This is a genomic window from Deinococcus apachensis DSM 19763 (genome assembly GCF_000381345.1).
GTDB lineage: Bacteria > Deinococcota > Deinococci > Deinococcales > Deinococcaceae > Deinococcus > Deinococcus apachensis.
In genome coordinates this window covers 53,978-66,626 of sequence record NZ_KB906401.1, presented here as the reverse complement: position 1 = coordinate 66,626, position 12,649 = coordinate 53,978, and the positions used below count along the sequence as shown (strand labels likewise).

The window sequence follows — 12,649 nt, the reverse complement described above, 5'->3', positions numbered from 1 at the left end:
GGACCACTGCTACCCGCCGATGTGCGACATCTCCACCTTGAGCGCCCGCGTCACCTCGCCGCGCTCCTCGCTGTAGCGGTCGCGGCGCTCCTGCCAGATGCCGGAGATGAGGTCCCGCAGTTCAGCGTCAGAGGCCCCGGCACGCAGGGGGGCCCGCAGGTCGGTGCCCGCGCCCGCGAAGAGGCAGGTGTACAGCACGCCGACCGCCGAGAGCCGCGCCCTGGAACAGTCGCCGCAGAAGGGGGCGGTGACGGAGGAGATCAGCCCCACCTCGTGGCCCCGGGCGTCCACGTGGCGGGAGGCGACCTCACCGCGGTAGGTGGGGTTGATCGGCTCGAACTCCCCGCCCGTCCCGTCCTCACTCAGCCGCGCCAGCACCTCGCGCGAGGGCACGACCGACTCCAGGTTCCACCCGTTGTGGTTGCCCACGTCCATGAACTCGATGAAGCGCACGACCGCCTGTTCCCGCAGTGCCAGCCACAACTCGCGCAGGCCCTCGTCATTCACGCCCCGCTGCACGACCGTGTTGACCTTCACGCCCAGGCCAGCCTTCAGTGCCGCCTCGATGCCGTCCAGCACCCGCTTGGGATGAACGCCTACCCCGTTCATGCGCCCGAACACTTCCGGGTCGAGGCTGTCGAGGCTGACGGTCACGCGCCTCAGCCCCGCCGCCTTCAGGTCGGCGGCCAGGCGGGGCAGCAGCAGCCCGTTGGTGGTGAGGGCCACGTCCTCCACCCCCTCAAGCCTTGCCAGGCGGGCGACGAGGTCGGGCAGGTCACGGCGCAGCAACGGCTCGCCCCCCGTCAATCGCAGCTTCCGCACGCCCAAAGTTACGAAGGCCCCGGCCAGCCGCTCGATCTCCTCGAAGCTCAGCAACTCGGAGCGGGGCAGGAAGGCGTAGTCAGGCCCAAAGACCTCGGCGGGCATGCAGTACGTGCAGCGCAGGTTGCAGCGGTCGGTCACGCTGACGCGCAGATCACGCAGGGGGCGGCCCAGCCGGTCGAGAAGCACCTCCCCACCATACCCGCGCCCGGGGGCCATGTCCGCAAACTGACCCACGGTCCGGCTTCACTCCTGTTCCACCCCGGGGAACGCGGACGTTGAACCCAGTTCATTGATTTCGGGTGAAGCGACTTCTACTCTGCCCTTAGCCCGACAATCCAGCACGCGCCCAGGCCGCCGCTCCCCTTTTCCCGCCTCTCGCCGCCGCACAGGAGGTCTGTATGACCGTTTCCCGCATCCAGCCTGGCTCGCCGCCCCTGCGCAACGTTGCGTACCAGCGTCTGGTGGCCGAGCGCAACCGCTTCACGGTCGTGATGACACTGACCTTCCTGGTGCTGTACTTCCTGCTGCCCATCCTGGCGGGGTATAACAAGCCGCTGATGGCGACCAAGGTGTTCGGGAACGTGACTTTCGGGTACGTCTTCGCCTTCCTGGAGTTCGTGGTGGGCTGGGTCATGGCCGCGATCTACGTGGTCCGGGCGCGGGCCTTCGACCGTCTGGCCGCGGAGGCGCAGCAATGACTTTTGTCCTCGCGGCCGTCATCGTGGCGATCACGCTCGCCATCACCTTCTGGGCCAGTCGGCGCAACACCAGCGCCAGCGACTTCTACGTGGCGGGCGGGCGCATCAGCGCGACCCAGAACGGCATCGCCATCGCCGGGGATTATATGAGCGCGGCCTCCTTCCTGGGAATCACCGGGTTGATCGCGCTGAATGGCTACGACGGCTTCATGTACTCGGTCGGGTGGTTCATCGCGTACCTCACGGTGCTGTTCATCGTGGCCGAGCCGCTGCGGAACCTGGGCAAGTACACGCTCGCGGACATGCTGGTCTACCGCCTGCAGGACCCCCGCGTGCGGACCTATGCGGCGATCAGCACCATTGTGGTCAGCGCCTTTTACATGATCGCGCAGGTCGTCGGGGCCGGGTCCCTGATCAGCCTGCTCTCGGGCGGGGTGCTGGGGGCCAGCGTGGCAATTCCACTCGTCGGCGTCCTCATGATCATCTACGTGGTGGTCGGCGGGATGCTCGCCACGACCTGGGTGCAGATCGTCAAGGCCGTGCTGCTGATGTTCGCCACGATCATCATGACGGTGCTGATTCTGAACCGCTTCGGCTGGAGCTTTTCCAACCTGCTCGGCCAGGTCGAGGCGAGGAATGGGGCCGAGTTCCTGGGCGCGGGTGTGAAGTACAAGAATCCGGTGGACCTGATCTCGCTGGGTCTCGCGCTCGTGCTGGGGACCGCCGGGCTGCCGCACATCCTGGTGCGCTTCTATACCGTGCCCACCGCACAGGACGCCCGCAAGAGCGTGGTGTGGGCGATGGTCCTGATCGGCGCTTTCTACGTGATGACGGCCTTCATGGGCAACGCGGCGAATGTGCTCGTGGGCAAGGAGACGATCACGACGGCGAACGCGGCGGGCAACATGGCCGCGCCCCTGCTCGCGCAGGCCCTTTTCGGCGGGGCGGGCACCGCGGGCGGCGAGTTCGGGCTGGCCTTCGTCTCCGCGGTCGCCTTCGCCACCATCCTGGCGGTCGTCGCGGGCCTGACCATCGCGGCCAGCACCTCCTTTACCCATGACATCTACAAGGGCGTGATCCGCAAGGGCCAGGCGTCCGAGCGCGAGGAGTTCCGGGTCGCCCGTCTCGCCACTATCGGAGTCGGCGTCATCGCCATCGGGCTGGGTCTGCTGGCGCAGACGCAGAACGTGGCCTTCCTGGTGGCACTCGCCTTTGCCATCGCGGCCAGCTCCAACCTGCCGGTCATCCTCTTCACGCTGTTCTGGCGCCGGTTCAATGCGACCGGGGCGATCTGGGGCATCGTGGGTGGCATCCTGACCTGCCTGGCGCTGATCGCCGTGAGCCCCAACATCCGGGGTATCGACCCGCCCGAGAAGACCACGGGCCGTCACCCGGTGCAGGCCGCGCCCCTCTTCCCCTACGAGAATCCCGGCATCGTCTCCATCCCCGCCGGATTCGCGTTCGCGGCTCTGGGCACCCTGCTCGGCGCCGCCCGCCGCCGCGAGGGCGCGGATCAGGACTTCGACGAGATGCAGTTCCGCGCCTACACCGGGGCGGGCACGGACGGCACGGTCGCGGCGCACGACTAGGAGCGGTGAGCTTTCAGCAGTCAGTCATCAGCAGTCAGCCCCCGGCCCCGTGTCGGGGGTTTCGCTCTCCGGGGGCGGACGAAGCAGCCTGAACCCGGTGCAGTACCCCTCCCGTAACGACAGGCGCTTCCACGCCCCGGCAGCGCTACAGTAGGTCCACTCACAGCAAGCACGGCCACGACCGGGCGGCCTGTCTCAGGCGAGGACTTCCCCGTTTCTCCCCCCTCAGAGGTTTCCATGACCGACCAGACCCTGACCGACCATATCGACGCCATGCTGCACGAGAACCGGGTCATTCCGCCCAGCGAGGAGTTCGCGGCCCGTGCCCGCATCTCGCGCGAGCAGTACGACGGGATGTACCGCCGCAGCCTCGACGACCCCGAGGGCTTCTGGGGGGACGTGGCGGGAGAACTGGCCTGGATGAAGCCCTGGGACCGGGTCCTCGACTGGCAGGAACCCCACGCGCAGTGGTTCGTGGGCGGCCAGACGAACATCGCCTACAACGCGCTCGACCGCAACGTGGAGCGGGGACTGGGTGACAAGACGGCGGTCATCTGGGAGGGAGAGGACAGCACGACTCGCACCTATACCTACGCGGAACTGCTGCGCGAGGTGAAGAAGGCGGCGAACGCGTTGACGTCGCTGGGTGTCGTGACGGGCGACCGGGTGACCCTGTATATGCCGCTGATCCCGGAGGCGGCGGTCGCCATGCTCGCCTGCGCCCGCATCGGCGCTGTCCACAGCGTCGTGTTCGGTGGTTTTTCGGTGAGCGCGCTCGCCGACCGCATCAACGACGCACAGAGCAAGGTCCTGATCACCGCTGACGCGGGGCAGCGCCGGGGTGGGCTGGTGCGGCTGAAGGAGAACGCGGACCAGGCGGCGCAGAACACGCCGAGCCTGGAAAAGATCGTGGTCGTCTGCCGCGCGGACTGCGACGCCCCCATGCAGGAGGGCCGCGACGTGTACTGGCACGACGTGGTGGGCGCGGCGGAGGGGGAGCACGAGGCCGCCGCGCTCGACTCCGAGCACCCCCTCTTCATCCTGTACACCTCGGGAAGCACGGGCAAACCCAAGGGCGTGCAACACACGACCGGCGGCTACATGGTGGGCACGTACCTGACGACCGGGACGGTCTTCGATCTGCGCGACGACGACATCTACTGGTGTACCGCCGACGTGGGCTGGGTGACCGGGCACTCCTACAGCGTGTACGGCCCGCTGCTCAACGGCGCGACCGTCCTGATGTACGAGGGTGCCCCCAACCACCCCGACTGGGGCCGCTTCTGGGAGATCGTGCAGAAGCACCGGGTGACGATCCTCTACACCGCGCCGACCGCCATCCGCTCCTTCATGCGCCAGGGAGACGAGATTCCCGCGAAGTACGACCTGAGCAGCCTGCGCCTGCTGGGCTCGGTGGGCGAGCCGATCAACCCCGAGGCGTGGATGTGGTACTACCGCGTGATCGGCGGCGAGCGTTGCCCGGTGGTGGACACCTGGTGGCAGACCGAGACGGGCGCGATCATGCTGACCACCCTGCCCGGCGCCCACCCCAGCAAGCCCGGCAGCGCGGGCCTGCCCATGTTCGGCGTCGAGCCCGCGATCATGACCCACGCGGGAGAGGAACTTGGCCCCGACGACGGCGGCCTGCTGGTCATCAAGCGGCCCTGGCCCTCCATGCTCCGCACGGTCTACGGCGATGACGAGCGCTACCGCAAGAGCTACTGGGGCGAGATTCCCCACGTATACTTCGCCGGGGACGGCGCCCGCCGCGACGCGGACGGTTACGTGACGGTCGTGGGCCGGGTGGACGACGTGCTCAACGTCTCCGGCCACCGCCTGGGCACGATGGAGATCGAGTCGGCCCTCGTCGCCCACCCCTCCATCGCCGAGGCTGCCGTGGTGGGTTGCCCGGACGACGTGAAGGGCGAGTGCGTGGTCGCCTTCGTGCTGCCGCAGGTCGGGCAGACGGTCGATCCCAAGGTGGTCCGCGCCCACGTCGCCAAGGAGATCGGCGCCCTGGCCCGCCCGGATGCCATCTACATCGCCGACGCGCTGCCCAAGACGCGCAGTGGCAAGATCATGCGCCGCTTCCTGCGCCAGATCGCCGCCGGGAAGGAGATTCAGGGGGACACGAGCACGTTGGAGGACCCTGGCGTGCTGGACCGGCTGGCAGCGACGGAGGCGGTGTAGGGCGCGTGGCCTGCCGCCTGTAGGAAAAGGGGAGAGAGGGCGCCTGCCGGGGCATCGGCTGGGCGCCCTCCCTGCTGAACGGCGGGTTTACGGCAGGGCGGGCTGAGGCGCCGGTTCCTCCGCTACGGGAACAGTTGCCAGGCGCCGCGCCGCCTCGGCCAGCACTTCCGGCGGCTGCACGAGGGCGAAGCGGACGAATCCCTCACCCTGCTCACCGAAGGCGCGGCCGGGACTGACCGCCACTCCCGTCGTCTTGGCGGCGCGTACCGTATAGGCCACGCTGTCCGTCAGGCCCGGCACCCGCGCCCAGACGTACATGCTCGCCTGGGGAAGTGCGACCTCCCAGCCGATCTCACGCAGGGCTGGAACGAGCGCGTCACGGCGGGCCTCGAAAATGTGCGCCCCGGCCCGGCCCACTTCGTCCGGGAGGTCCAGCGCGACTGCCGCCGCCCGCTGAATCCCCAGATAGGGGTGGAAGTCCACCGCCCCCTTGACCCGGGCGAGGGCTGCAATGGCGTGCCGGTCCCCCGCCGCGAAACCCACCCGGAAGCCCCCCAGGTGGTGCGTCTTGGAGAGCGAGTGTAATTCGACGACGCCCTCCGTCCCAGCCTCCAGCGCGCTCGGCGCTCGATAATCCCCGAAGGTCAGCTCGGCGTAGGGGTGGTCGTGGATGAGCAGCGTGCCCCTCGCCCGGCACCACCCGGCGGCCTCCCGGAAAAACGCCGCGTCCACCACCGCTGAGGTCGGGTTGTTGGGGTAGTTTAGGAGCAGGACTCGGGGCTGAACGTCATCCGGGACCGCGCTCAGGTCGGGCAGAAAGCCGCGCTCGGGGAGGAGGGGCAGCGTGACCACGTTCAGGCCCGCGACCGCCGCCGCCCCTAGGTAGGGCGGGTAGCAGGGGTCGGGCAGCAGCAGCGTGTCTCCGGGATCGGTGACGGCCAGCAGCAGGTGGGCCAGCCCCTCCTGCGCGCCGATGAGGGGCAGGAGCTCCATGTCCACGTCCAGCCTCAGCCCGAAGCGCCGCCTCATGTAGGCCGCCGCTGCCTCCCGCAACGGGCGGGTATCGCTGAAGAGGGGGTAGCGGTAGGTCTCAGGGTCGCGCGTGGCCTCCCGCAGCGCCTCCAACGCGGGTTCCGGGGGGGTCTGGTCGCTCGACCCGATGCTGAGGTCAATGACGCTATGCCCCGCCGCCCTCGCCCGCCCTTTCGCCGCGTCCATCAGCGCGAACACGCTGCCCGGCACCGCTCCCGCTCGTCTGGAGGCCCACATATCAGGCAGGCTAACACCCAGCTCTGAACGCGACATAACCCGCCGTCCGGGAATACGGGCTCGTAGTGAAGTGGTCCTGCTCGCTGGGGTTCTCGAACAAGTCGTGGGTTGAACGGCGCCCCGGCCACAACAACTTGTCGCCCTGAACGCAGTGAAGGGGCTCGCCTTTTGGCCCTGTTGGAGATGCTCTGCGTTTGCTCAGCATGACGGGGTGGAGCACGCGCTGGGCCAAGGGGTATCGACTCCCTACGCGCTGCCCCGCCGCGCCCGCTTCTCGGCCTCGATGGCCCGTTGCAGGTCCTGAATCTGCCGCAGCAGGCCGATTTGCTCGGCGGGCGGCGCCCCAGCGACCTGCCGCTTGAGGAGGTCGACCTCGGCGCGCATGGAGTCAATGCTCAGGCCCACCTGAATGTCGTCCACGGCGGCGGCGGCGTAGGCGTTCACCTTCTGCTCGTAGAGCTGGTTGGTGTCGCGGGAGATGGCCCCGGTATCGCGGCCCTCGAACATCAGGCGGATCAGGAGCTGTTCCTCGGGCTGGCCGCGGAAGACTTCCAGGATATCGTCGGGGCTCTGGGCGCCTTGGGCCGCCAGCATCACCTTGCGGACCGCCTCGTTGCGCCAGGGCATCGTGCCGTCCAGCTTGGCGAGTAGGGTCGGGTCTACCAGGAGTTGCCGTAGTAGCGCCAGCTCACGGTCCTCCTCGGCTCGGTGGGCACTCATCCCGGCCAGGTGGGTGTCCGTGAGGCTGCGGCGTTTGGCCTTGCTGCCGATCCACTCCAGCAGCGCCTCGGGCCGGATGCCCAGGAGTTCGGAGGTGAGGGAACGCATCCGCTCGGCGCCCTCATCCAGGGGGTCGAGGTTCTGCATGCGGGGAAGCAGGGCCATCAGCACGCGGCGCTTGCCCTCGGTCGTCTCCAGGCCGTGCGCCTCGACGGCGGCCTGCACCCGGTACTTCACCTCGTCCAGCCCGCCCGCGAGCGCCTGGCGAATCCCCTTGTCATCCCCGGCCAGCAGCGCGTCCGCCGGGTCCTTGCCACTCGGAACACTCGTCGCCCGGACGCGGAACTTGGCGCCCAGCACCTGATCGAGCCCGGAGAGGGTGGCCTTCAGCCCCGCCTCGTCGCGGTCGAACATCAGCACCAGGCTGCTCGCGCCCAGACGTTCGAGGAGGGTCGCGTGTTCAGCCGTCAGTGCCGTCCCCAGGCTCGCCACCGCCCCCGTGAAACCGTGCTGGTGCATGGTGATCACGTCCATGTACCCCTCGACCACGATCAATTCGGCGCCGCTGCTCAGGCCCGCGCGGGCCTTGTCGAGCCCGTACAGCAGTTCGCCCTTCCTGAAGGCGTCGGTCTCCGGCGTGTTGAGGTACTTGGGCTTGCTGTCGTCCAGCACCCGGCCCCCGAAGCCCACCAGCCGCCCCAGGTGGTCGCGGATAGGGAACATCACCCGGGCGCGAAAGCGGTCGTACACCCGGCCTGACTCGGGATTCTCGATGAGCAGGCCCGCCTCCAGGAGTTGCCGCTCGGAGATATTGCGGGCGCGGGCACGCTTGAGCAGGCCGTCCCAGCCTTCCGGTGCGTAGCCCAGCTCGAAGGCCTCGATGGTCGCGTCCGTCAGGCCCCGCCGCCGCAGGTAATCCAGCGCCGGGCCGGGCAGATGCTCCCGGAAATAGCTCAAGGCGAAGGCGTTCACGTCGTACAGGTCACGGCTGCTGCGCTCGCCGTACTTCGCCTCGACCTGCACGCCCGCCTTTTCCGCGAGCTGGCGCAGGGCGTCGCCGAAGCTCAGGTTCTCGACCCGCTGCACGAAGGAGAACACGTCGCCGCCCGCCTTGCAGCCGAAGCAGTAAAAGTAGCCCTGCTCTACATCTACCTGAAAGCTGGGGCTCTTCTCCTTGTGAAAGGGGCACAAGCCCTTGAGCCGTCCCTTCCCCGCGGGGGTGAGGCGCACGTGTTCGCCGATGACGTCCGCGATGTTCAGGCGCGCACGCACATCCTCCTTCGTTCCCACGTTGTTCCTCACCCCCCTGTCCGCGTCGCCGAGCGCAACGGTAGAGGGTCAGTGTACGCTTCCCAGCCCCCCGATGCCAAGCCCCGAAAAGGGTGTCTGGTACGTGCTTTTTCGGCACAAGCCAGCGCCTGCCGTGCTGGACGGCCTTGCCACGCTGAACTTGAGCGGTGTGTGAGCCTGAAGCGTTCCCTCACCCCTGTTGCCCCGGCCCGCCAGGAGTGTCTTGGCCGCCCTTCCCACGGTTCATGTACGGGCCCGGGCGTAAGGTGAAGGCCATTCCCTATGCCCCCGCTCGGCGCCCCCCCGATGTACAGCACCCCTGCCATGCTGGGGCTGGCGCTGCTGTCCCTGGTGACGGCCCTGTGGCACTTCACGCTGGGCGCCCTGGACTATGCGAACGCCGGGCGGTACGAGGGCCTGGCGCTGATCCTGCTCGCCGGGTGGATGCTGGTCTACGGGGTTCTGACCCTGATCCGTTATGTCGAGGCGCGCGACGCCATGACCGACCCCCACCCCCGCACGCCCATGTACGATACGCCCCACCAGAGCCGCGTCCCGCTGGCCGGGGTGAGCCTGGCCGGGCTCCTGGTCGCGGGTGACATTGCCTTCGCCCTGGCCGCGCAGCATTCGCTGTGGCACGTGCTGGGCCTCCTCCTGGCCGTCCTGGTCGCCCGGCAGGCGCTCAGCATCAGGCCGGAGCGGGGCGAGGATTAGAGACAGGGGAGGGAGGCCCGCGCCGCACCCCCTCCCGGGCTCAGAGGTCTTCGAGTTCCGTGTCTGTCGGCGAGCCCGCCATATCCGTGTCCGTGGTGACGTCCATCGTGCCCGCCATGCCGCCCATTCCCCCGGTGCGGGAGGTGTCCAGGGTCGTGTCGAGGCTGGGGGCGGCGTTGTTCCCCGGTTCGTTGACGGTGCTGTTGCCCCCCTCGCCGGGTGTCTGGCTGGTGTCGACGGGCGGGTTGTAGCTCTCTCGGCGGTCATCGGTCATGCTGGTTCCTCCCGAAAATGGTGTGGCTGCATTGTCGGCTGCCAATCCACCGGGTGCTTGAGAGGCGACGTAAGGAACATTGGGGTCTCCGTCAGTTGGAGCGCATCCTGCGGTTCCTCAAGACGAGAGGCGCGGCTACAGAAGCCGTGCCTCTCCTTTCCTGCCCCGGGGTTACTCGCTGAACTCGAAGTCCGCGTACTCCTCGATGGGCGGGCAAGAGCACACGAAATTCCTATCCCCGTACACGTTGTCCACCCGGCTCACGGCGGGCCAGTACTTCCACGCCCTCTGCGCGCGGGTGGGGAAGGCGGCGGTCTCGCGGCTGTAGACGCGGTTCCACTCGTCCGCCATCAGGTCGTCCTGGGTGTGCGGCGCGTGCCGGAGCGGGCTGTCCTCGGCTTTCAGCAGGCCGTCCTGCACCTCCTGAATCTCGCGGCGGATGTTGAGCATTGCGTCGATAAAGCGGTCGAGTTCGGCCTTCGGCTCGCTCTCGGTCGGCTCGATCATCAGGGTGCCGGGGACGGGGAAGCTCATGGTGGGGGCGTGGAAGCCGTAGTCCATCAGCCGCTTGGCGATGTCCTCCTCGGTGATGCCGCTGGCCTGCTTGAGGGGCCGGATGTCGAGGATGCACTCGTGCGCCACCCGCTCGTGACGGCCCGTGTACAGGACGGGGAACACGCCGCCCAACCGCTTGGCGATGTAGTTGGCGTTCAGCAGCGCGACCTGCGTGGCCTTCTTCACCCCGGTGGGGCCCAGCAGGCGGATGTACAGGTAGGAGATGGGCAGGATGCTCGCCGAGCCGAAGGGCGCCGCGCTGACCGCCCCGGTGTGGCTGTCGCTGACAGGCCGCACCTCATGGTTGGGCAGGAAGGGTGCGAGGTGTGCCTTCACGCCGATGGGACCCATGCCCGGCCCGCCGCCGCCGTGGGGGATGGCGAAGGTCTTGTGCAGGTTGAGGTGCGACACGTCGCTGCCGATCAACCCGGGCTTGGCGAGACCCACCATCGCGTTCATGTTCGCGCCGTCCAGGTACACCTGCCCGCCGTGCGTGTGGATGATCTCGCAGACCTCGGTGACGTGCTCCTCGTAGACGCCGTGGGTGCTGGGGTAGGTGATCATCAGGGCGCCCAGGTTGGCGGAGTGCTGCTCCGCCTTCGCCTTCAGGTCGTCCAGGTCGATGTTGCCGTTCGCGTCGGTCTTCACGACGACGACCTGCATCCCCAGCATGGCGGCGCTGGCGGGGTTGGTGCCGTGCGCGCTGGCTGGGATCAGGCAGACGGTGCGGTGGCCCTCGCCCCGGCTCTCGTGGTACTTGCGGATGGTCAGCAGGCCCGCGTACTCGCCCTGCGCGCCGCTGTTGGGCTGCAAGGACACCGCGTCATACCCGGTGATGTCCGCCAGCCATGCCTCCAGCTCGGCGAGCATCTGCGCGTAGCCCAGCGTCTGATCGGCGGGCGCGAAGGGGTGCAGGCTGCCGAACTCGGGCCACGTGACGGGAATCATCTCCGCCGTGGCGTTCAGCTTCATCGTGCAGGAGCCCAGCGGAATCATGCCGTGGACGAGGCTGTAGTCCCGGTTCTCCAGCGTCTTGAGGTAGCGCAGCATGGCGCTCTCGCTGTGGTGCGTGTTGAAGACGGGGTGGGCGAGGTACTTGGAGGTGCGCTTGAGGTCGGCAGGGATGCCGTCCGTCGCGCTGCCGTCGAGCGAGAGCACGTCCACGGCCTGCCCGGTGATCGCCTCGATCACGTCCGCGAGGTCATTCACCGTGACCGTCTCGTCCAGGCTGACGCCAATGCGGTTGCCGTTGTAGCGGAAGTTGATGCCCTTCGCCTCGGCGCGGGGGCTGACTTCGGCCACGTCACCCTTGAAGGTGAGGGTGTCGAAGAAGGTGGCGCCCGGCTTCAGGCCCGCGTCCGTCAGCGCCTTCGCCAGAATGCCCGTCATCCGCTGCACGCGCTCCGCAATCGTCCGAATGCCCTCTGCCCCGTGGTACACGGCATAGGCGGCGGCCATGTTCGCCAGCAGCGCCTGCGCGGTGCAGATGTTGGAGGTCGCCTTCTCGCGGCGGATGTGCTGCTCGCGAGTCTGCATCGCCATCCGCAGGGCGGTTTTGCCACGGGCATCCTTGGAAACGCCGATCACGCGGCCCGGCATGGACCGCTGGTACTCGCTGCGGCAGGCGAGGAACGCCGCATGCGGCCCGCCGAAGCCCATCGGCACGCCGAAGCGCTGGGCACTGCCGATCACGATGTCCGCGCCCTGCTCGCCGGGCGGGGTGACGAGGGCGCAGGCCAGCAGGTCCGTCGCCACGATCAGGGCACCCTGCGCCGCGTGGATGCGCTCAGCGATGGGGGAGAGGTCGTGCAGGTCGCCGTATGTGCCGGGCGTCTGTGCCAGAACCGCGAAGGTGCCCTCGGGCAGCTCGCCGTTCGCGGGGCCGGTGACGACCTCGTACCCGAAGTACTCAGCGCGGGTGCGGACCACATCGAGCGTCTGGGGGTGAACGTCGTCCGCCACGTAGAAGACGTGGCCCTTGCTCTTGACCTGCCGCTTCGCCAGAGTCATCGCCTCGGCGGCGGCGGTCGCCTCGTCCAGCAGGGAGGCGTTGGAGACGGGCATCCCGGTCAGGTCCATCACCATCTGCTGGAAGTTCAGCAGCATCTCCAGGCGGCCCTGGCTGATCTCGGCCTGATAGGGCGTGTACGCCGTGTACCAGCCGGGGTTTTCCAGCATGTTCCGCCCGATGACCGGGGGCACGTGCGTCCCGTAGTACCCCATACCGATGTACGAGCGGAAGACCTTGTTCTTGGCAGCGACGGCCTTCAGGTCCGCAAGGGCCTGCGCCTCGGTGACGGGGCCGCCGACCTGGAGTTCGCCCTCAAAGCGGATGCTCTCGGGGAGGGTGCTTTCCACCAGCTCGTCCAGGCTGGACACGCCCAGCGCGGCGAGCATCTCGGCCTGTTCCGCCTCGGAGGGGCCGATGTGGCGGCGGGTGAATTCGTCAGTTTGCATAAGTTCGTTGAGGGGGCGCATGGGGGCTCCTTGTGTCTGTCAGCGCACAGCGGTCAGATTTCAGCCTC

The 12,649-nt window shown here is 68.3% G+C and carries 9 protein-coding genes; 4 read left to right on the top strand and 5 right to left on the bottom strand.

All coding sequences use genetic code 11. The annotated features are described in order from the left end of the window. Positions 1 to 9 precede the first annotated feature (9 nt). Complete coding sequence (gene moaA, locus F784_RS0108675) at positions 10 to 1,041, bottom strand: GTP 3',8-cyclase MoaA (RefSeq protein ID WP_019586337.1); 1,032 nt, start codon at positions 1,039 to 1,041, stop codon at positions 10 to 12. Positions 1,042 to 1,223: 182 nt separating this feature from the next. Here moaA and F784_RS0108670 point away from each other — a divergent pair, with 182 nt between their 5' ends. From F784_RS0108670 to acs, 3 genes are all read left to right on the top strand, one after another. After that, positions 1,224 to 1,523 (top strand): DUF485 domain-containing protein, encoded by a 300-nt coding sequence (locus F784_RS0108670; RefSeq protein WP_019586336.1) that lies wholly within the window; start codon positions 1,224 to 1,226, stop codon positions 1,521 to 1,523. Continuing rightward, complete coding sequence (locus F784_RS0108665) at positions 1,520 to 3,112, top strand: solute symporter family protein (RefSeq protein WP_019586335.1); 1,593 nt, start codon at positions 1,520 to 1,522, stop codon at positions 3,110 to 3,112. The genes F784_RS0108670 and F784_RS0108665 overlap by 4 nt, the downstream gene beginning before the upstream one ends. A 237-nt stretch (positions 3,113 to 3,349) precedes the next feature. Further along, on the top strand, positions 3,350 to 5,302 hold the full coding sequence (acs, locus tag F784_RS0108660; RefSeq protein ID WP_019586334.1) for an acetate--CoA ligase: 1,953 nt from the start codon (positions 3,350 to 3,352) through the stop codon (positions 5,300 to 5,302). 87 nt (positions 5,303 to 5,389) lie between these two features. Here the strand turns inward: acs and F784_RS22700 are convergent, their stop codons facing one another. After that, the gene (locus F784_RS22700) at positions 5,390 to 6,571 is read right to left on the bottom strand and encodes an aminotransferase class I/II-fold pyridoxal phosphate-dependent enzyme (RefSeq protein ID WP_040382794.1); all 1,182 of its coding nucleotides are present in this window, start codon (positions 6,569 to 6,571) and stop codon (positions 5,390 to 5,392) included. Positions 6,572 to 6,817: 246 nt separating this feature from the next. Next, on the bottom strand, positions 6,818 to 8,581 hold the full coding sequence (gene dnaG / locus F784_RS0108650; RefSeq protein ID WP_051086958.1) for a DNA primase: 1,764 nt from the start codon (positions 8,579 to 8,581) through the stop codon (positions 6,818 to 6,820). A 282-nt stretch (positions 8,582 to 8,863) separates the two neighbouring features. Between dnaG and F784_RS22695 the strand changes: the two genes are divergently transcribed. Continuing rightward, the gene (locus tag F784_RS22695) at positions 8,864 to 9,295 is read left to right on the top strand and encodes a hypothetical protein (protein ID WP_019586331.1); all 432 of its coding nucleotides are present in this window, start codon (positions 8,864 to 8,866) and stop codon (positions 9,293 to 9,295) included. A gap of 40 nt (positions 9,296 to 9,335) precedes the next feature. Here the strand turns inward: F784_RS22695 and F784_RS0108640 are convergent, their stop codons facing one another. Together F784_RS0108640 and gcvP are read right to left on the bottom strand one after the other, a co-directional pair. Beyond that, positions 9,336 to 9,569 (bottom strand): hypothetical protein, encoded by a 234-nt coding sequence (locus F784_RS0108640; RefSeq protein ID WP_019586330.1) that lies wholly within the window; start codon positions 9,567 to 9,569, stop codon positions 9,336 to 9,338. Between the two features lie 171 nt (positions 9,570 to 9,740). Next, a complete protein-coding gene (gene gcvP, locus F784_RS0108635; protein WP_019586329.1) occupies positions 9,741 to 12,602 on the bottom strand; it encodes an aminomethyl-transferring glycine dehydrogenase in 2,862 nt (953 codons plus the stop codon). Positions 12,603 to 12,649 lie beyond the last annotated feature (47 nt).